The organism is Sphaerisporangium flaviroseum, from assembly GCF_039537005.1.
In the GTDB taxonomy this organism is placed as follows: Bacteria; Actinomycetota; Actinomycetes; order Streptosporangiales; family Streptosporangiaceae; genus Sphaerisporangium; species Sphaerisporangium flaviroseum.
Genome location: NZ_BAAAZR010000018.1, coordinates 107,696 through 127,675, shown reverse-complemented (window position 1 = coordinate 127,675; position 19,980 = coordinate 107,696). Strand labels below are relative to the sequence as shown.

General features: G+C 70.4%; 17 protein-coding genes. 8 read left to right on the top strand and 9 right to left on the bottom strand.

Annotated features, from left to right (window positions below):
- Positions 1–4: 4 nt before the first annotated feature.
- Positions 5–2,068: a S9 family peptidase gene (locus ABD810_RS24410; protein WP_344944766.1), complete on the bottom strand. Its 2,064-nt coding sequence runs from the start codon at positions 2,066–2,068 to the stop codon at positions 5–7.
- A gap of 70 nt (positions 2,069–2,138) precedes the next feature.
- Between ABD810_RS24410 and mshB the strand changes: the two genes are divergently transcribed.
- The 5 genes from mshB (at position 2,139) to ABD810_RS24385 (ending at position 5,722) form a co-directional block, all read left to right on the top strand.
- On the top strand, positions 2,139–3,047 hold the full coding sequence (mshB, locus tag ABD810_RS24405; protein ID WP_344944763.1) for an N-acetyl-1-D-myo-inositol-2-amino-2-deoxy-alpha-D-glucopyranoside deacetylase: 909 nt from the start codon (positions 2,139–2,141) through the stop codon (positions 3,045–3,047).
- A gap of 11 nt (positions 3,048–3,058) precedes the next feature.
- Positions 3,059–3,523 carry a DUF6113 family protein gene (locus ABD810_RS24400; protein ID WP_344944761.1) on the top strand — a complete coding sequence of 155 codons (465 nt, stop codon included), beginning with the start codon at positions 3,059–3,061 and terminating at the stop codon, positions 3,521–3,523.
- Positions 3,507–4,049 carry a flavin reductase family protein gene (locus ABD810_RS24395; protein ID WP_344944757.1) on the top strand — a complete coding sequence of 181 codons (543 nt, stop codon included), beginning with the start codon at positions 3,507–3,509 and terminating at the stop codon, positions 4,047–4,049. Before ABD810_RS24400 ends, ABD810_RS24395 begins: the two co-directional genes overlap by 17 nt.
- Before the next feature lie 32 nt (positions 4,050–4,081).
- Positions 4,082–4,507, top strand: a complete 426-nt coding sequence (locus ABD810_RS24390) for a hypothetical protein (RefSeq protein ID WP_344944755.1) — start codon at positions 4,082–4,084, stop codon at positions 4,505–4,507.
- Between the two features lie 240 nt (positions 4,508–4,747).
- A complete protein-coding gene (locus ABD810_RS24385) occupies positions 4,748–5,722 on the top strand; it encodes an MBL fold metallo-hydrolase (RefSeq protein ID WP_344944752.1) in 975 nt (324 codons plus the stop codon).
- Between the two features lie 148 nt (positions 5,723–5,870).
- On the opposite strand, the gene ABD810_RS24380 is transcribed toward ABD810_RS24385, so the two are convergent.
- From ABD810_RS24380 to ABD810_RS24345, 8 genes are all read right to left on the bottom strand, one after another.
- On the bottom strand, positions 5,871–6,524 hold the full coding sequence (locus ABD810_RS24380) for a class I SAM-dependent methyltransferase (protein ID WP_344944816.1): 654 nt from the start codon (positions 6,522–6,524) through the stop codon (positions 5,871–5,873).
- 848 nt (positions 6,525–7,372) lie between these two features.
- A complete protein-coding gene (cysS, locus tag ABD810_RS24375; protein ID WP_344944749.1) occupies positions 7,373–8,761 on the bottom strand; it encodes a cysteine--tRNA ligase in 1,389 nt (462 codons plus the stop codon).
- Positions 8,762–8,819: 58 nt separating this feature from the next.
- A complete protein-coding gene (locus ABD810_RS24370) occupies positions 8,820–10,679 on the bottom strand; it encodes a sigma factor-like helix-turn-helix DNA-binding protein (protein ID WP_344944746.1) in 1,860 nt (619 codons plus the stop codon).
- Positions 10,680–10,748: 69 nt separating this feature from the next.
- A complete protein-coding gene (locus ABD810_RS24365; RefSeq protein ID WP_344944743.1) occupies positions 10,749–12,818 on the bottom strand; it encodes a UvrD-helicase domain-containing protein in 2,070 nt (689 codons plus the stop codon).
- An 11-nt stretch (positions 12,819–12,829) separates the two neighbouring features.
- Entirely contained in the window at positions 12,830–15,190 is a 2,361-nt protein-coding gene (locus ABD810_RS24360; RefSeq protein WP_344944740.1) for a hypothetical protein, read from the bottom strand.
- Positions 15,191–15,259: 69 nt separating this feature from the next.
- Positions 15,260–16,042 (bottom strand): class I SAM-dependent methyltransferase, encoded by a 783-nt coding sequence (locus tag ABD810_RS24355; RefSeq protein WP_344944737.1) that lies wholly within the window; start codon positions 16,040–16,042, stop codon positions 15,260–15,262.
- 213 nt (positions 16,043–16,255) lie between these two features.
- Complete coding sequence (locus ABD810_RS24350) at positions 16,256–17,338, bottom strand: ABC transporter substrate-binding protein (protein WP_344944734.1); 1,083 nt, start codon at positions 17,336–17,338, stop codon at positions 16,256–16,258.
- Positions 17,339–17,442: 104 nt separating this feature from the next.
- Positions 17,443–17,670 carry a putative acetyltransferase gene (locus ABD810_RS24345; protein ID WP_344944731.1) on the bottom strand — a complete coding sequence of 76 codons (228 nt, stop codon included), beginning with the start codon at positions 17,668–17,670 and terminating at the stop codon, positions 17,443–17,445.
- A gap of 99 nt (positions 17,671–17,769) precedes the next feature.
- Between ABD810_RS24345 and fdxA the strand changes: the two genes are divergently transcribed.
- From fdxA to ABD810_RS24330, 3 genes are all read left to right on the top strand, one after another.
- Positions 17,770–18,096 (top strand): ferredoxin, encoded by a 327-nt coding sequence (fdxA, locus tag ABD810_RS24340; protein WP_344944728.1) that lies wholly within the window; start codon positions 17,770–17,772, stop codon positions 18,094–18,096.
- Positions 18,097–18,213: 117 nt separating this feature from the next.
- On the top strand, positions 18,214–19,293 hold the full coding sequence (dapC, locus tag ABD810_RS24335) for a succinyldiaminopimelate transaminase (RefSeq protein WP_344944725.1): 1,080 nt from the start codon (positions 18,214–18,216) through the stop codon (positions 19,291–19,293).
- Between the two features lie 11 nt (positions 19,294–19,304).
- The gene (locus ABD810_RS24330) at positions 19,305–19,964 is read left to right on the top strand and encodes a DUF4178 domain-containing protein (protein WP_344944722.1); all 660 of its coding nucleotides are present in this window, start codon (positions 19,305–19,307) and stop codon (positions 19,962–19,964) included.
- The last annotated feature ends 16 nt before the right edge of the window (positions 19,965–19,980 follow it).

Genomic DNA, 19,980 nt, shown 5'->3' with positions numbered 1-19,980 from the left:
GTCATCAGGCGTTCAGCGACCTCCTGAGGAACTCCACCTGCAGGAGGAGCAGGTTCTCCGCGACGACCTCCTGCGGGGTCATGTGGGTCACGCCGGACAGCGGCAGCACGGTGTGGGGGCGGCCCGCGGCCACGAGCGCCGACGACAGCCGGAGCGTGTGGGCCGCCACCACGTTGTCGTCGGCGAGGCCGTGGATGAGCAGCAGCGCCCGCTCGAGCTTCTCGGCGTCGGCCATGAGCGAGGACCGGTCGTACACGTCGGGCAGCTCGGCGGGATGGCCGAGGTAACGCTCTGTGTAGGCGGTGTCGTACAGCCGCCAGTCGGTGACCGGCGCCCCGGCGATGGCCGCGTGGAAGACGTCCGGCCTGCGCAGGACGGCGAGGGCCGCCAGGTAGCCGCCGAACGACCAGCCCTTGATGGCCACCCGGGACAGGTCGAGGTCGTCGGGGTACAGCTGGGCGGCACCCCTCAGCGCGTCGACCTGGTCTTCCAGGACCGGGGTCGCCAGGTCGTGCAGCACCTCGCGCTCGAAGGCGGGCCCCCGGCCAGGAGTGCCTCGGCCGTCGGCCACGATGACCGCGAAACCCTGGTCGGCGAACCACTGGGACTCCAGGAAGCCACGGCCTGAGGACAGCACGCGCTGGGCGTGGGGCCCGCCGTACGGATCCATGAGGACGGGCAGCCGCTTGGAGCCGGGCACGTGCCCGCTCGGCAGCAGCACGGCGGTGGAGAGCTCGCGTTCGCCCGTGCGGACCAGCGAAACCCGGGGCTCCAGCCTGGGGCGCTCCGCGAGCGAGCCGATGTGCAGGCGTGTGGCGCCCTTCTCGACCCGCACGGTGGTGCCGGGGTTTGCGAGGGTCTGGCTGGTGACCAGCAGGGCGCCACCGGCCAGCCGGCCGCTGTGGACGCCCGGCTCGGTGGTGACCAGGGTGATGGCCCCGGCGGACCAGGTCCACAGGTGGATCTCGGTGGGCTCGGCGCTCGCGCGGAACAGCACGGTGTCGCCGTCGACGCTCACCACGTCGCGTACCTGAAGGGTCGGCGGCGTGACGGGGGCGTCTCCGACGACCAGGCGGCGCCCGCCGTCGGCGTCGGCCACCCACACCAGCGTGCCGTCGGAGAGGCGTGCCGGGACCCCGGTGACGACATCGACCCAGGCGGCGTCGGTGTCCTCGCGGACCAGCTCGGTCGCGCCGGTGGTGTGCTCGACCGTGAACAGGCGGATGGTCTTCTGGTCGCGGGGCATCGTGACGATGGCCGGGCCGTGGCGGTCCCAGACGGCGGTCACCAGGTACTCGTCGTCGAACGGGACCGCGGTGCGGGAGCCGTCGAGCCCGAGGACGAACAGCTCCACCGTGGCGTTGGCCGTGCCGGCCGAGGGGTAGGCGACCGACGCCGGCACTGAGGAGGGATTGGCCGGGTCGGCGATGTGCCAGGTCTGGACCGGCGACTCGTCGGCCCGCTCGGCCAGCAGGGCCGAGCCGTCGGGTGACCACCAATAGCCGCGCAGGCGTTCGAGCTCCTCGGCGGCGATGAACTCCGCCAGGCCGTACGTCACGCCGCCGGATTCGGGGGTCGCCAGCGCGCGGTCATGACCCGTCGCGATGTCCTGGACGCGGAGCGCGCCACCGGTGACATAAGCCACATGAGCGCCGTCGGGCGACAGACCCGGGTCGATCACCGGGCCCGGAGTGTCGAGCCGCCGCACGGAGCCCGACCGCAGATCGGCAAGGTAGAGGCCGCCGGAAAGGGCGAAGGCCGCCGACGTGACGGCCGTGTCGGTGCCGTACGCGACGACGCCGCCCGCCTGCTCCCTGGCACGCTCGCGGCGGGCCCGCTCCTCGGCGGGCAGGTCCTCGTCGGCCGCGCCGAGGTCGGCGGGGTCGACAACCAGGCGCTCGGCACCCGAGGCGAGGTCGAGCTCCCAGAGGCAGGTCACCGAATCGGTGCCTGATCGGCTGCGCAGGAAGACGACGCGGTCGCCGCCCGGGGCCATCGTGAAGCCACGGGGCACCCCTAGGGTGAATCGGCGGGTCCTTGCGTAAAGGCGCGGAAAGCTCTCACTCATGGCACCCATATTGCCAGGCCAACAAGCCCGGAGATGCTTCTTGTCGGAGGCTGCGGATAGCCTCGGCGGCATGACTGATCGCCGTTTGCTGCTCGTGCACGCCCACCCTGACGATGAGACCAGCGGCACCGGCGCCACGATGGCGCGTTATGCCGCCGAAGGCACCCACGTGACCCTTGTCACCTGCACCCTGGGTGAGGAAGGGGAGATCGTGGTCCCCGACCTGGCCCACCTCGCCTCCGACAGGGAGGACCGGCTCGGCGAGCACCGCATCGGCGAGCTTGAGGCCGCGTGCAAGGCGCTGGGCGTCGACGACCACCGTTTTCTCGGCGGAGCCGGCCGCTGGCGTGACTCCGGCATGATGGGCGTCGCCACCAATGACGACCCCCGCTGCTTCTGGCGCGCCGACCTCGACGAGGCGGCCGGAGAGCTGGTCAAGGTCATCCGCGAGGTCAGGCCGCAGGTGCTGGTCACCTATGACGAGAACGGCTTCTACGGCCACCCCGACCACATCCAGGCCCACCGAGTGGCCTGGCGCGCCTTCGAGCTCGCGGCCGACCCCACCTTCGGCGAGGGCGAGCCTTGGCAGATCGCCAAGTTCTACTTCACCACCATGGCCAAGTCCGTGATGCTGCGCGTCGCCGAGGCCATGAAGGACACCGACTTCGACTTCTTCACCGAGGAGTCCCTGGAGGACCTGCCGTTCGGCTCCGCTGACGACGATGTCACCACCGAGATCGACGCCCGGCCCTACGCCGCCGCCAAGCTCGACGCCATGCGGGCCCACCGCTCCCAGATCGACCTCACCGCTCCCTGGTTCGTGATGTCCAGCAGCAAGGGCGAGGAGTCGCTCGGCGTCGAGCACTTCATCCTGAAGGCCGGCACGCGAGGGCCCGCGGGGAAGGGGACGCCGGTCGAGGCGGGCGGTCTCGGCGAGCCGGGCGACCGCGAAGACGATCTCTTCGCGGGCATCGGCTAGCCTTGCCAACCATGGAGGAAGAGCAGGTCGAGACCGATCGCGCGGGGCCACAGGGCACCCACACCGTGATCACCGTCTCGGCCTACATCATGCTCTTCGTGCTCGGCGTCGCCTATGGCATCGTGGCGAGCCTCGAGCACTCCTGGGACGTCGGCGATCTGGTGCCGCCCGTCCCGATCGCCCTGTCCCTCCTGCTGTTCGGCCTGCTGTACGGCGCGGGCCGGCTGATGGGCACCAAGCTGGGGGCCTTCGTCCCCGGCATGGGCTGGATGCTGGTCGCGATGCTGTTCTCGATGAAGATGCCCGAGGGCGACCTGATCGTGGCGGCCAACGTCCCCGGCTACTGGTACCTCGGAGGCGGAGCGCTGGCCCTGGTGGTGGCGGTCCTGCTCATTCCCTCATCGGGTTCGTGGCTGCTGCGTCAGGGGCCGTACGGTAAAAGACCGATGAACGTTTCGGATGGCATGTCCGCATAAGCTGGCCAGCGTGCACCAGGGATCCATTGAGAACGAGGTAGACGAGGCGGTCTTCCGCAAGGTGACCGGTCGCTTCGCCACCGGGGTCGCCGTCGTCACCACCCTGGCCGGCGGTGTCGACCACGCGATGACGGTCAACTCCTTCGCCTCGGTCTCCCTCGATCCCCTCCTCGTGCTGGTCTGCGTCGAGAAGATCGCCCGGTTCCACGACGCCGTGCTCGACGCGGGGGTCTGGGGGGTGTCCATACTCGGCCGGGACGGCGAGGAGGCCTCGCGCGCCTTCGCCAAGCGGGGCCGCACGCTGGAAGGACAGCTCGACCTGTGGTCCCACCGCCGGGGACGGCTCGGGCTCGCGCTCTTCGACGCCGCCATCGCCACCCTGGAGTGCCGTACGACCGCCGTCCACGACGGCGGTGACCACTCGGTCATCATCGGCGGCGTCGTCTCGGCGGACACGCCGAGGGACCTCCCTCCGCTCATCTACTACGAGGGCCGCTACCGCCACCTTCGCGCGCTCGACGACTAGGCCTCTTCCTCGGCCTGGGTCACAATCGAGGCATGCGCCCACGGCATCGGGCGAGGCAGGTGCTCAACTACGTCAACCTGTCGACGCCGTTCGGGTTGCTCATCGCTGTCATCGGGCGGGCCGAGGTGCGACGCGGTGAGCACGGCCTGGTGTACGCCCATGGCTACCGCATCCGGTTCCCGGTCGCCGGGGCGTTCACCGTCGGCAACGTCGTCCTGACCGCCCACGAGGAGGGCTACCTGACCGGTGCGCTGCTCAGGCACGAGGCCCGGCACGCCACCCAGTACGCCTTCTGCGTCGGCCTGCCGATGCTGCCGCTCTACATCCTCGCCGTGCTGGTCTCGGTGGTCGTCACCGGCCATCCCGCCTCCTGGAACCTGTTCGAGCGCCTGGCCGGTCTGGACGATGGAGGCTACCCGAGGCACCCCTCGCGATGGCGAAGGCGCACCCTGGAGTAGAGACCTCATCATGGAGGTCCACCGGCCGGACGCCTTGGCGCCCGGCCACGACGGCGGCGCATGGAGGAGACGGGGGTTCAGGGATGAGAGGAGCCGGCTCCGTACAAGGGAGGACGTGACGTATACCTCCTACGGCCGAGGCATGTTTTCCGCCCACGGGGGATCATCACTTCAGAGTGGTGATCGATCGTCATGTAGACCTAATCCGCCTCCCACTCGGCAACGAACCAGGAGGGTGGCATGTCGCAAACCGTCAGCCCTGAGACCACCCCGATCACGCCGCCGCGTGAACGGACCTTTCCTGCCGACTTCAAGGACCGTCTGACCTGCCCGTTACCCGACTTTCGCGAGGTCTTGAGCGTGGCCTGGCACGGCGGGTTCCGCCCCGACATCGGGGACGCCGACCAGATTCCGGTGCTGCGTGCCGGCCTGCCTCCCGTCAGCACCAGGGATGCCGCGGTCACGTGGGTGGGCCACGCGACGTATGTCCTGCGCATCGGCGGTCTGACGGTGCTGACGGATCCCGTCTGGTCGCGGAAGATCCCCGGGGTGCGTCAGCGGCTGACCCCGCCCGGGGTGGCCTGGAGCGACCTGCCTCCGGTGGACGCCGTGGTGATCAGCCACAACCACTACGACCATCTTGACGCCCCGACGATGCGCCGCCTGCCGAGGCACACCCCGGTGTTCGTCCCCGCCAATCTGGGAAGCTGGTTCACCAAGAAGGGGTTCACCAACGTCACCGAGCTGGACTGGTGGGAGAGCGCCCAGATCGGCGAGGTCGCCTTCGACTTCGTCCCCTCCCACCACTGGAGCCGCAGGTCGCTGTTCGACACCTGCAAGAGTCTGTGGGGCGGCTGGGTGCTGACTTCGCCGAACCAGCGCGTCTACTTCGCCGGGGACACCGCCTACGGCGACCGCTTCAAGCTCATCGGCGATCGCTACCCGGGCATCGACCTGGCGTTGATGCCCGTGGGGGCGTACGAGCCGCGGTGGTTCATGCATGTCTCGCACGTGGACCCCGGCGAGGCCGTACAGGCATGTGCCGACGTGGGCGCGCGGCGGATGTCGACCATGCATTGGGGGACGTTCCTCCTGTCCGGCGAGTCGCTGATGGCTCCCGTGCAGGAGGCCCGCGCGGCTTGGATCGCCTCCGGCCGCGACCGCGCGGACCTGTGGGACCTGGCGATCGGAGAGACCCGCGTCCTGACCGGGTGACCTGCCCGGCCGGCCCATGCCGCGGACCGTCCGCCTGCCCGGTCTCGCCATGCCGCTCACCGTCCGCCTGCCCCGCCGCCGCGCCTGAGGTCGCGCCCGGCGGGGCCACCGGCCGCCGGCCGCGTCCCAGGACGCGGGCCCTGGCCGATCAGGTGGATAGGGCGGGCTTCCTGGCCAGCAGACAGCCCTGCTGTGCCTCCTCGCTGTCCTCGGGTTCGCGGAGCACCCGGGTGGTCACCTCGAACCCGGCCTCCCGCAGCAGGTCCGCGGTGCCGTCCATGGACAACCGGTGGAAGACGAGCGAGACGGTGTGGCCGAACGCCTCTGTGTAGACGCGGGGCCGATCGCCGACCTGGAAGCCAAGCAGCAGGCGGCCACCGGGCGCGAGCACCCGGTAGAACTCCGCGAGCACGCCCGGCCGGTGGTCCGGCGGGATGTGGATCAGCGAGTACCACGCGACGAGCCCGGCGAGCCCGCCGGTCGGCAGGTCGAGGGCCGTCATCGAGCCCTCCTCGAACCGCAGACCAGGGTGCGCCTTCCGCGCCAGCGCCAGCATTTGCGGCGACAGGTCGATGCCGAAGATGTTCACCCCCAGCCCGTGCAGGTGCGCGGTGATGCGCCCAGGCCCGCAACCGATTTCGGCCACCAGCCCATCGGCGACCTTCTCGTCCCGCACGGTGTCCGCGAACGCCGCGAGCATCGCCCGTTCCAGCGGCCTGCGGGCCAGCTCGTCCCTGACCAACTCGAGGTAGTCGGCCGCGATGGCGTCGTACCCGGCACGAGTGTCACCCAAGAAGGACATATCAGCAGTCATGCCAGAGCACTGTAGTGGCGACGAACGGGTTGCTCGCCGCACACCGCGAGCATGAACCTATGGAGTGGTCGGCGAGAATGGGCCCCGACTCACCCACCCACCCCGGGTTGCTCGCCGCGCATTGGCGCTGGTGGTTGGTCCTGCTCATCAGCGAGCAGGATCGGAGGAGTGGTCGGCCAGAATGGGCCCCGACTCACCCGCCCACCCCGGGTTGCTCGCCGCGCATCGGCGCTGTGGTTGGTCCTGCTCATCAGCGAGCAGGATCGGAGGAGTGGTCGGTGAGAATGGGCCCCGACTCACCCGCCCACCCCGAGTTGCTCGCCGCACGCCGGCGCCGAGCTCACCGCGCAGCCTCCCGCCGCATCGGCGCCGAGTTCCCCGGAGCACCGCACAGAGGTGTCGAGTCCCCCATCCCGCTGCACATCGGTACCGACCCCCCTCTCCGCGGTACCGGCGCTGGTGGCGGGCCCAACTGAGCTGGTCGAGAGCCGGGAGCTGGTTGCAGAGCCTGGTGCCGTCCCCACTCGCACTCGTCGGAGCGCGATCATCCCACCGCCGTGGTGATCTGTACCCGGCGCCGGGTCGGCGAGGCGAGGTACGGCGATGCCGGCGCCGTTGTACGGCGGGTGGGTGGGTGAGTCGGGGCGCCTTCTGGCCGAGTTACTCCGCAGGGTTCATGCCTGTCTTGCCGAGCTACTCCACAGGGTTCATGCCTGCCGGATAACCCCCTCACCCGGATCGTGTGTGGACGACCGGAACGATCAGCCGGTGCGGCGCATGTGGCCTTCCGGGAAGAGTGACCCGAGCTCAAGGTGCGGAGGCGAGGACCATTGGCGTCAGGACCAGGTCTGGCCCTCGGCGGTGTCGATGACCTTGACCCCCAGGGAGGCCAGCTCGTCGCGGAGGCGGTCGGAGGCGGCCCAGTCCGTGGCCGCGCGCGCCTGGGCGCGGGCCTCCAGCAGCTCGGCGGCGCCCGGAGGCAGGACCGGGACGACAGGAGGCTTGCCGATGTCGACCGCCAGGTCGAGGCCCAGCACATGGTCGAGGTGGAGGAACGTCTCCAGGCGCGAGCCCGGGGACACCGTCTCGTCGCGCTCAAGCTCGCGCAGGACTCGAAGGGCGGTGGGGGTGTCGAGATCGTCGTCGAAGGCGGTCTGGACACGGTCGGCGTAGGCGGCGGCGATCGGCTCGCTGGGGGACTCGGCCCACTCGGCGACGCGCTGCCGCCACCGGCGAAGGGTGCGGTCGGCCGCGTGCAGGGTGTCCCAGGTGAGGTTCAGCTGCTGCCGGTAGCGGTGTTCGAGGAACGCCAGCCGCACCGCGAGGGGGTCGAGCCCGGCGGCCTCGACGTCGGAGAGGAGCACCACGTTGCCGGTGGACTTGGCCATCTTGCGGCCGTCGAAGAGAACGTGCTCGCCGTGGACCCAGTGCTTGACGACGTCGTGGCCCACCGAGGCGTTGGACTGGGCGCGCTCGTCCTCGTGGTGGGGGAAACGCAGGTCCTTGCCGCCGGTGTGGATGTCGATGTGCTCGCCGAGGAAGCGCAGGGACATGGCCGAGCACTCGATGTGCCAGCCGGGGAACCCTCGGCCCCAAGGGGTTTCCCAGGTCATCTCGCGGTCGGAGCCCTTCCACAGGGCCCAGTCGGCGTGGAAGCGCTTTCGAGGGTCGACGCCCTCGACCCGGTGGCCGGGTTTCAGCGCGTCCAGCCGATTGCCGGAGATCTCGCCGTACGTCGGGAAGCTCCGCGCGTCGAAGAAGACCGAGCCGTCGTCCACGGCATAGGCGTGGCCCATCTCGATCAGCTTGGTGATCAGGTCGATCATCAGGCCGATCGTCTCGGTCGCCCGCGGGGTGTGCTCGGGAGTGCGCATGTTGAGTGCGGAGGTGTCGCGGCGGAAGGCGTCCTCGTAGAAGCGGGCGATCTCCAGGGCCGAACGCCCCTCGCGGCGGGCCTGCTGGAGGACCTTGTCCTCACCAGTGGGGTCGATCTCCTCGTCGTCGACCAGGTGACCCACGTCGGTGATGTTCTGGCAGACCACCGACCGCACGCGGTGCTGCTCCAGCACCCGCCGGATCAGGTCGGACAGGAGGTACGACCTGAGGTTGCCCACGTGGGCGTACCTGTAGACGGTCGGCCCGCAGGTGTACATGCGCAGGACGCGCGCGTTCGCCGGCACGATCGGTTCGAGCTGTCTGGACCTGGTGTCATACAGCCGCAACATGCAAACGAGCTTAGGTCATGCATGAGGAGCTGTCCGGATCTCCGGGACAGCGTGCCGGTCACGCGACCTCTGGGTCGAGGAAGGCGAGGATGTCCCGGTCGCCGCGCTCGCGGAGGCGGGTGAGGACCTCCTCGCGTGAGGCGCCGTCCGGCAGGCCGATACGGGCGCCGATCAGGCGCAGCGCCTCCGCCTCCGAGGCGACCGGCGCGGTGTACCCGATGAGGTGCAGCGCCATGTTGATCGGGGGCAGCCCCTGGGCGGCCTGCGGCAGGTAGCGGGTCAGCAACTCGCCGCCGTCCGAGACGGTCAGGAAGATCGAGTCGCCCTCGCTCGCGTTGTAGTCGGCCAGCACGGGCCTGATCGAACCCATCGTCGGCTGGTTGTGCCAGCTGATCACGACGTCGCCCGAGGGGGTCGAGGTGGTCAGCTGACCGCCCGGCGCCATGCCGAGATGCGCCGCGAAGCCGGTCGGCAGCGGGGATCCCGACCCCCGCAGGTGCTCGGCGTTGACGTCGACGCGGTGCCACCAGCGCCCGTCCCTGCTGCGGAAGGACCGGCGGGTCATCGACACGTCGCGGCGCGGCTGGTAGGCCTCGGCCTGCTCGGGAGCGGCGACGCGGATCCACCCCCGCTGGGTGCGCTCGAACCCCGGCCCGCCGGCGTAGGCGCGCACCGAGCTCTCGCTGACCTCGTAGCGCGTGGTCAGGTTGGCGACGATGGTGTTCACCGAGGCCTCGCCGCCCGCGCGCTCGATCTCGCGCACGATCATCTCGCGGATGCCGATGTACTCCTCGCCGCCCCAGCGCGACAGCCCGTACCTGTTCCTGTCGACCCGCAGGAAGCGGGCGTCCGCGGTCAGCTGGTTGCGGATGCCGACGAGGCTGTAGTCCTCGCCGATGCGGTTCTGGATCTCCTCGGGGCTGAGCGGCGCCTCGGCGACGGCCAGCACGGCCTCGGCCTTCTCGTTGACGCTGCGCGGCCACGGGACGACGTGTCCCTCCAGGATGCGCAGGTGCGGGACGGAGGCGAGCCAGCGCTCGGCGACGTCCTCCCGCACGCCGAGCTGGGCCACCATCGTGACCGCCTCGGGCAGCTTCACCGGCCCGTCGGTGAAGAGCTGACGGGTCTTCTCCTTGAGTTCGTCGGCGCCCCCGGCGACCAGCCAGCCCTCTACCTGGTCGTAGCCGGTCAGCAGGGTGCGGATGAACCGCCACGTCGGCACGCCCAGCGTGGTGAGCTCCGTGCGGTGCCAGGGCACCGCGGCCGCCAGGTCGTCCGCGGGCACGGCCGAGCCCAGCCGCCCCCGTAGCCACGCGAGGTGGGCGGTCAGCGGGGTGGTCTCCGGGGTCGCGAGCCGGGTCTGGACATGGTCGCGCAGGTCGCGCTCGATCTGCCGGATGCGCTCGCGGGTGACGGAGAACCGCTGCGCCAGCTCGTCGAGCGTCACCCTGCGCTCGGCGTAGACCCGGTCCTTGGCGATGGCCCGCTGCCGGTCGTCGAGCGCGGCGAAGATGTCGTCGATGAGCTCGGGGATCGGACGGTCGGGCTTGGCGGGCTGGACGGGCGCGGCCGCGGCCTCCTGGGCGGCCTGCGCCTCGGAGGCCAGCAGCCGGGAGATCGTCTCGGTGAACAGCGTGTGCACGGACTCACGGATGTCCGGCGTGCGCAGGCTCCGATTCGGATCGGTCATCCGGATCAAGGGGAGGATGTCGCCGAGCGGTAGGTGCCCCCAACAGGCCATGGCGAGGTCGGTGAGCCGCGCGGCCACCTGAGCGGTCCCGACGATCAGGCAGGCGCGGTCGAGAGGGAGCGCCTGCCACCACGCGTCCGGGAGACGGGTGTCGCTCGCGATCGGCTCGACCTGGCTGGGGGCGGTCCAGCGCAGGGGAGGCACGATGTCGCTAAGGCTCAGATTCATGGGGGTCCAACCGGCATGGGGCTTGGTTCGGGATGAGACTCGGTCTTATCCGCAGTTCAGGTTATTGGGTCATGGTGGCAGAAAGGGACTTGCCCGGCCGGAGTAGGACACGTAAAGCCGCTCGGAGGCCCGCATACAGGCCATGTAGAGCAGTCCTCGCTCCCGCTGCAGGTCATGGGCTCGCGCCGTGGGGTCTTCGGTGGCCGGGGTGAGCGCGTCGGCCGACGGCACGATCCCGTCGGCCACGCCGATGAGGGCGACCCTGCGGAACTCCAGGCCCTTCAAGCCGTGGAGCGTGGAGACCCGCACGGCCGGCTCGGCCTCGATGAGCGCCGCCTTGGCGCTCCTGACCAGTTCCCCTGTACGGGCCGCGACGGCGATCTCCTCCGGCGGCACTCCGTCGCCGAGCCACTCCTTGACATGGGTCACCAGACCGGCGAGCTCCGCCTCGTGCGAGGTGTACTCGCGTACGGCCGGACGGGCGCCCGGGTGCGTGGCGCGGAAGCCGACCAGCTCGGTGATGCCCTCGACCAGGCCGTCCGCGGGACCTCCGCCCCGCAGCCGTACCCCCCACGTGAGGATCTCCTGCGGCAGGCGGTGGGAGACGGTCAGGCGGTGGGTCTCGGCCTTGATGCCGAGCGAGCTGAGCGCGACACGTGTGTCGAAGACCCGCTGGTGGGGGTCGCCGACGATGAAGAGGTCATCGGGCCCGTGCGGCACGGCCGCCCGGAGCAGCCGCCACTGCGCCGGGTGCAGGTCCTGGGCCTCGTCCACCACGATGTGCCGGTACGGCTCGTGCCCGGGCCCGTCGGCGCCGAGCAGGTCGCCCGTGGAGCGGCCCAGCAGGGTGGAGGCCTCGGAGGCGAGCTGCAGCAGCGTACGCCTGCCCGACTCGCGCAACCGCCCGGTCACATGCTCGATGGCCTTCCAGACCGCCGTGCGCTCCTCGTAGCCGAGCGTCACGCTCCGGCCTGGACGGTCCACGGCGAGATACTCCTGTACGGTGCACAGGTTCTGCGCGAGGATCACCTGCTCCCACTCGCGCAGCAGGAACGCCGGGCTGTGCAGGTCGCCGGAGATCTCCGAGGCCTCCTGCCACAGGGCGGCCAGGTCCGGCCGGCCGACCAGGAGGGGGGCCCGGCCCTCGGCCTCGGCCACGATGCGGTGGGCCAGGCGCTCCACGTTGCCGACCTCTATACGCGCGCGCACCTCCTCGTCGTCCACGAGCAGGTCGAGCTTGGCCGCCGCGTCGGTGGCCACGCCCTGGGAGAAGGTCACCAGCAGGATCCGGCCGGCACCCGTCTCGGCGAGGTGGGCGGCGCGGTGGAGGGCCACCAGCGTCTTGCCGGTGCCCGCGCCACCGGTGACCAGGACCGGCCCGTCGTAACCGTCCTGGCGGGCGAGGCGATGCTGGGTGGGGTAGAGGAAGGTGCACCAGTGGGGGGCGTCGAGCACCCGGTCGAGCACGCTCGGGTTGGGCACGAACGCCGCGCGGTCGGGCGTGCGCTCGAGTGCGGCGACCAGATCCGTGAGGTCGACCGCCGTCGCGGGGACGGCCACGTAGGTGTCCAGCGCCCGCCACGCCTCCGCCACCGAGCCACCCTGGCCGAGGACGGACAGCGGGGCGAACTGGGTCTCAGGGAGCAGCGGTTCCAGGGCGTCGAGGTTGGCGTCGGTGGTGATCAGGCGCACCAGCGGCAGCAGTTGGGCGTCGATTCCGAGCCCGAGCAGGTCGGTGTCGCAGACGTGCGCGAAGAGCCGCCAGTCGGTGGAGTCGGCGGATCGGCGCAGTGCGGGCTCCACCCGCTCCAGGCCCTGGGCGTCCCAGATCTCGGCGACCCCGATGGCGGCGTTGACGGCGAAGCGGTGCCGCTGGGCGTACGACCACGCCTCGGCGTCCGGGAGCACGGTGAGCATCCAGAAGACGTCGCGCTGCCGTACGACCACTCCGCGGTGGCGGTCGGCGAGCCGGAGGGTGGCCACGCGGGGATCGCGCGTGTTGCGCACCCTCTCGGGGTGGGGCGCGGAGGTGGTGCTCTGCAGGAACCGGCGCATGGCGATCACGGCGTCCCGGCGCACCGGCTGGGCCAGTGCGCCGAGATCCCGGGGGACCTCAGGGGCGATCGCGAGCCGGGGCACCGCGGCTCCCGTCAGACCATCAGGGACAGCAGGTCGCGGTCCCCGCGTTCGCGCAGCCGGTTCATCAGATCGGGCAGCCCCACCGGGCCGGTCATGCCGATGCGGGTCGCCAGCACCCTGATCGTCTCTTCGAGCGACTCGGGCTTGCCCTTGGCGGTGTGGCCGGACAGCCGCAGGGCCAGCGTGGTCTTGTCGAGGTCGGCCGGTGACGCGGGCACCAGCCTGGTGCGGAGCACCTTGTCCTCCTCGGCGACCGTGAGGAACAGGTGGGCCCCGGGTTGGGCGCCCAACTCGTTGAGCAGCGGTCCAAGCGAGTCGATGACGGGGCGGGCCTGCCAGGTCAGTATGACCTCGCCGGCGGTGGTCTCGACCGTGTGGCTGTCGCCGGGCGTCATCCCGAGGTAGGACGCGAACCCGCTCGGCAGCGGGCACTCTCCGCCGGTGAGCTGGTCGGGGAGGACGTCGACCCTGAGCCACCAGAGGCCGTCGGGGTGCCGGAAGCACCTGCGGGTCATCGAGACGTCCTTCAGCTGACCTGTCGGCGCCGACTGGGGTCCCTCGGGATCGCTCGGCCCGTCTGCTTGGTCATCTTGGCCGGACGTACTCCCCTTTTTGGTGCTCTGAATCCGAAGTTGCGGGACGTTCTCCAGCCACTCCTTGGCGATCTCGGGATGGATGCCCAGGGTCGAGACCAGTTCGAGGGCACGCGCCACCGTCGGCGGGCGCTCGGCGTTGAGGATCAGGGCACAGGTCTGCTCGCGCAGCTCGGCGATGTCGCCGGAGACCAGCCAGTCGTCCTGGACCGTGTAGCCGGGCAGCGTGGCCAGCACGAACTGCCAGGCAGGGACGTCGAGGGAGCGCAGCTCCCTGGTGTGCCACTCGGCGGCGCCGATCAGGCGTGACTTCGGCGCGGCGACGCCGAGGGTGCCGGGAAGTTTCTCCAGGTGCTGGGTGTAGGGGGCGGCGTCCGCGCCGTCCAGCCAGCCGGCGAGCCGGGTGCGCAGCTCCTCCTCCAGGGCGAGGATGTCCTCCGGGGACACGGCGAACAGCTTCGCGAGCTCCTCGGGAGCGGCGGGCGAGTCGGTGAAGACGTGGTTCTGCGCGACCGCCCAGGTCTTGTCGTCCAGGTCCGCGAACGCCGAGTCGATCAGCGCGGGGATGTCGTCCCTTTCGGTGCGCCCGGTGCCCAGGTCGTCGGCGCTGATGCCCTGGGGGGTGTCCGCGCCTTCGGACGCTGGGGGGTCCTCGTGCTCACGGTCTTCCCCGCCTTCGCGTGCCTGCGGGCCGTCCAGAGGTTCGGAAGGTCCCGACGGCTCCGGCGGTTCGGACGGGAACGGCCGCAGGTCTTTGCCGTACGCGCCGAGGCCGAGCGGGGCCGGATCGAACGGCTCGGGCTCGGGGACGAACGGACGGGGAGCGGCGGAGAATCCCTGGCCGTCGGTTCCGAAGGAGGGGGCGTCGGGGGCCGGGAAGGGCCGCTCCGCGCGTGGGGGCGGGGTGAACATCGACGTGCGGGCACCCGGGGCGCCCACCGGGGAACCGTCGGCCGGCAGGTCGCGGGACGCCGGCTGCCGCAGGGCCGCCTCCGCCAAGCGGGCAGCGGCCAGGCCGAGGGGGTCACCGGGGTCGATCGACGCCTTCTGCCGCTTCGGAAGCCGGGACGGTGACCGTACGGGAAGCGGTTCCGCTTTCGGGACGCGCCGCACGGGCAGCGGGGCCGCCTCGGGCGAAGATCCGGTGGGGGAGCGGTCCCCGGCCTTCGCGGGCGTCTTGGAAACCCGTACGGACGTCTCAGGGGCCTTCCCGGCCGAGACCGGCGACTCCCCGGCCCGTGCGGCCCGGAGCGGCGTCTCCTGGACCGCGTCGCGGGTCTCGGCCGGCGCCGCCTCGGCGGCGGCCGCCTGCTTCGAGGCGCGACCTTGGGACTTGGCGGCCGATCGCGCGGCGTGGTCGCCCGACTGGTCGCCGGAGGGCGCGAGCCGTACGAAGACCGCCGTGAAGAGCGCGGTCAGGATGGGCCTGGCACGGATGAAGGGCTGGTCGGTGAGCTCGCGCCCGGTCAGCGACAGCAGGCCGAACCAGGAGCCCACGCGGTCGAGCGCGATGGAGACCTGCGGCTCATCGGCCTCGTCGGGGTCCATCACGTGCAGCGCGGGCAGGATGTCGCCCACGGCGGCGGCCGGCCAGTGTTCCATCGCGAGCTCGGTCAGCAGCTCACCGAGCGCCTCCGGGCCGAGCACGACGAACACCCGGCTGACGGGGACGGCCCGCCACCAGGCGTCCGGAAGGCCTGGCACGTCGCGGAGCTGCGCGAATCCGGTGGCGTCACTCCAGCGAAGCGGAGGGACGAGATCACTCAGGCAGAAGTTCATCCCGTTTCCTCTCCGGTGATTCCGTTGACCAGACCATAGTGTGGCAAATCGCTCGATCGTAGGCGGCGGTTAGGCCCGCACAGCGGCGAATCGAAGCCTCACGTAGTCGGCCACCCAGCCCGATTCCCGGCGCAAAGCGGGCGCCGCGAGCTCGTTGACCCGTCTGAGCAGGGGTTCCACGGTGGCGGGCGGCACTCCGTCGAGAAGGGAGCCCGCGAACATCCGGACCCAGTCGGCGGCGCCGTTGGGGCATTCGTCGAGCGGTGTCGGCCGGTCGAAGTATTCGAGCAGCCGCACGGTGAACCCGCCCTTCTCCAGCCGGAGGGCGTACTCGGCGGGGGAAGGGAAGTACCACGGCAGCTCCGGTTCGGGCAGCCCGTACTCGCGCCACGCGGTGAGCATGGCCGAGGTGAGCGCGGCGCAGTTGCCTGCGCCGCCCATCTCGGCCACGAACCGCCCGCCGGGGGTGAGCGCCGTGCGCACGCAGTGGATCACCGCGTCCGGGTCGCGGCCCATCCAGTGCAGCGCCGCGTTGGAGAACACCGCGTCGTACGGCTCGCCGACGCGGAAGTTGGCACCGTCACCGATCATGAAGTCCAGGCCGGGGTGGTGGGCGACCGCCACCTCGATCATCGCGGCGGAGCCGTCCATGCCGAGGACGGTGGTGCCCCTGGCGGCGATGTCGGCGGTGAGCACTCCGGTGCCGCATCCGAGGTCGAAGATGCGCTCACCGGGCCGGGGGTCCAGCAGGTCGATCAGCGGTTCGCCGTGCGCCGAGACGTAGCCGAACGAGCTGTCATAGGCGCGAGCGTTCCACCGCATCAAGCTCGGCGTGTCGTATCGCAAGGCCATCAGCTCGCATTCTCAGACATCGCTTCCCGTGTCCGTAAGTACAGACACTTTAGAGCCTCAATGTCCTTGCAACACATCTGTCCGATAGCTTCGCTCTTGCTCGCTTTGGCCCCGCTATGGAGCAACCAACCGTCCAGGCCTCACGCGTTCGGGGAATCACCCGGCGGGATCTTCGGAGAAATCGGCGCGTTCCAGCGGTGCGGGAGGAGCGGCTCAGCCCATGGTGCGGGCCCAGTTGGCCCTGAGATAGGTCTTGGCCTCGTCCGCCTGGGGGATCGTGAGCAGGACGGGATTGCCGGACACCAGAGGCAGCTTGGCCGCGGCCTGCTTGTCCAGCTTGCCCTTCATGTCGAGCGCCTCCATGCGCGCCGGGCGGGCGAAGCCCTTGAGGAAGAGGTTCTGGACCTCGTCGCTGTAGAGGAACTCCTGCCAGAGCCTGGCGGCGGCGGGATGGGGCGCCCTCTTGTTGATCGCCTGCACGTAGTACGACGCGAGCGTCGCGTTGGACGGGATCACGACCTTCCAGGCGGGCTTGGCGTCCCCCGCGGTCTGGGCGGCCTTGGCGGCGTTCACGTAGTCCCAGTCGACCAGGGTGTTGGCCCGGGAGGGCAGGCTGAAGCCGCCGCCCTTCTTGAGCTTGCTGAAGAACTCGAGGCCCCGCTGGGCCTCCGGCCGTCCGGCCTTGAGCGACGCCGCCATGACGCCGTTGAAGGCGGCCGCGGTCTGCAGCGGGTCGCCCGGCAGCGCGACGGCGTACCCGGGCTTGAGCAGGTCGGAGAAGCTCGTGGGCGCCGGCACCTTACGCGGGTCGTACCCGATCGACATGTAACCGCCGTACCCCGCGTACCAGTGCCCCTTGAGGTCCTTGACGTTGTCGGGGATGTCCTGCCAGGCGGTCACCTTGTAGGGGGCGAACCGCTGCGCGTTGGCGATCGCGACGTCCATGCCGAGGTCGAACACGTCGGGAGCCTGCTCGGCCGTCGTGGTCTTCGCCACGTCGATCTCGCGCTGGCTGCTCGCGCCCGGCTCGGTCACGTTGATCCGCAATCCGTACTCGCCGGAGAAGTGATCCATGATGGCGCCGTAGTTCACCCATTGGCGAGGGATGCCGATGAGGTTGAGCGAGCCCTCTTTCCTAGCGGCCTCGACGAGCCGGTCCATCGTGCCGAACCCTTCGGCGAGGCTCGCGGCCTTCGGGTTGACCGGAGGGAGCTTCTTCTCGGTGGTCGTCGGGGAGGAGCACCCCGCGACGGCTGTGGCGAGGAGCACTACTGCGGCTGCGGCACGTGAGGTCACGAGACGAATACTCAACGTAACGGCCGGCCGCGTCGAGGAGGCACGCGGATGTTTGGGGCAGCGTTGAGGCAACGGTCAGGACGTACCCCCTCAAACCGTCTAGGTCAGCGTTCGGGGACGACCTTGGCCGCGACGACCGTCTCCTCGGGGATGTCGACCAGCGTGCCGTCGCGCTTGCGCACCTTGAGCGACCCTTCGCGCCACGACTCGAGGACGCCCACGGCGTCGCGGAACCCCTCGGGATCCCTGCGCCGAACGGTGACCCTGCGGCCGACATCGGAGGGGGAGATGGAGATGAGCAGTCTTCCGCCGAAGTGCGGTGTCACGCGCATTGCCCCCCTCCCGTTTCAGACATGCGGTCGGCACGGCAATACTAGGTCTAGCAACCCGCGGTCGAGTCGTGCGAAGGCGCGGAGAAGAAGGAGCCCGAGGTGACCTACGTCATCGCGCAGCCTTGCGTGGATGTCCTGGACAAGGCGTGCATCGAAGAGTGCCCCGTCGATTGCATCTACGAGGGCAACCGCATGCTCTACATCCACCCAGACGAGTGTGTGGACTGCGGCGCGTGCGAGCCCGTCTGCCCGGTCGAGGCGATCTTCTACGAAGACGACACGCCCGACCAGTGGAAGGATTTCTACAAGGCCAACGTGGAGTTCTTCGACGAGTTGGGCTCGCCCGGCGGCGCGTCCAAGGTCGGCAAGATCAACAAGGACCACCCGATCGTGGCCGTGCTCCCGCCGCAGGCCGAGGAGCACTGATCTTCGGTCCGCCCGTGATCACGAGGTGCCGCCGGGTACCGTGACCGCCTGGTCGCGGTACCGGTAGGCATGTCCGGACATCGCAATCTTGATCACTTTCGACTGGGGGTAATTTCGGTGATCGGGCTGCCTGACTTTCCGTGGGACCGTCTGGTGCCTTACAAGGAGCGGGCGCTCGCGCACCCGGGCGGCATCGTCGACCTCTCGGTCGGCACCCCCGTCGACCCGGTGCCCGCCGTGGCCCAGGAGGCGCTCGCGGCGGCGGCCGACAGCCCTGGATACCCCCTCACCCACGGCACCGAACGGCTTCGCCGCGCCGCCGCGGGCTGGCTCGCCCGCCGCCACGATGTCACGGTCGACCCCGACGCCGTTCTGCCGACCATCGGGTCGAAAGAGCTGGTCGCCTGGCTGCCCACCCTCCTTGGCGTGGGCTTGGGCGACCGCGTGGTCATCCCCGCCCTGGCGTACCCGACCTACGACGTCGGCGCGCGCATCGCGGGAGCGGCGCCCTACGCGACCGACGGCCTGCTCGGAGTCGGCCCTGAGCGGGTGCCGCTCGTCTGGGTGAACTCCCCGTCGAACCCCACCGGCCGCGTGCTGCCCGCCGAGCACCTGCGCAAGGTGGTCGCCTGGGCGCGCGAGCGCGGCGCGGTGGTGGCCTCCGACGAGTGCTACATCGAGCTGGGCTGGGAGGAGAGGCCCATCTCGATCCTGCATCCCGATGTCTGCGGTGACTCCCACGAGGGCCTGCTCGCCGTCCACTCGCTGTCCAAGCGGTCCAACCTCGCGGGCTATCGTGCGGCGTTCGTCACCGGCGATCCCGTGCTCGTCAGGCGGCTGCTGGAGGTGCGCAAGCACGCCGGCATGATCATGCCCGCGCCGGTCCAGGCCGCCATGGCCGCGGTCCTCGACGACGACGAGCACGCCGACGCGCAACGCGAGCTGTACGCCGCCCGGCGCGCCCTGCTGAGGCCCGCGCTCGAGAAGGCGGGGTGGCGGGTCGAGCACTCGACGGCGGGTCTCTATCTGTGGGCGACCGATGATCGGAAATGCTGGGAGCAGGTTCAGTCGCTATCCGAAATGGGCATTCTGGTCGCGCCAGGTGATTTTTACGGACATGCCGGTGCAGCACATATCCGGATCGCCATGACGGCAACTGACGAACGGGTCAATGCGGCGGTGCTCCGCCTCCAGTAGGATCCCGCGGCATGACCGTTGCGGTCGTGCTCGCAGTGAGCGCAGCCATCTTCGTCGTCGTGCTGGGCGCTTTCCTCGGCACGCGCCGGCCCGACAAACGGGCTCGACCGGCTCCCAGACCCCCTGAGCCGCCACCCGAGCCGATGTCGTCGCACCCTGCGCTGGCCCGTCCCGTCGTCCTCGACCCCGACTACCTCGATCCAAGGACGATCAAGGTCGGTGACACCATCGACCGTCAGGGCGCGCGGTCGCGCGTCATCGGCGCCCTGCACCTGTCGTGGCAGGGCGACCAGTGGACCGAGTACCTCCTCGAGGAGGGCGCCCGCCACTACCAGTGGCTGTCGGTCCAGGAACGCGACGGGGCGACCCCCGAGGACCCGCCGCATCTCGAGGTCTTCCTCTGGACGCCCGTCCCGACCCAGGGCATGGTCCCCGCCAAGAGCATGCTGATCATGGAAGGCGTGGAGTTCTTCCCGATCGAGCGGGGGACCGCCGCCTTCCGTTCCGAGGGCACGACCGGTTACCCCGAACGAGGCCTGGTCGACTTCGCCGACTACCGGGCCGCCGACGGGCGGCTGCTGAGCTTCAACCGGGTGCAGGGCCAGCCGTGGACCGCCGCCTACGCGCAGCCGCTCTCGCCCGGCTCCATCAACGTCGAGCGCATGCTGTAGAGCGCCGCACCGCGAT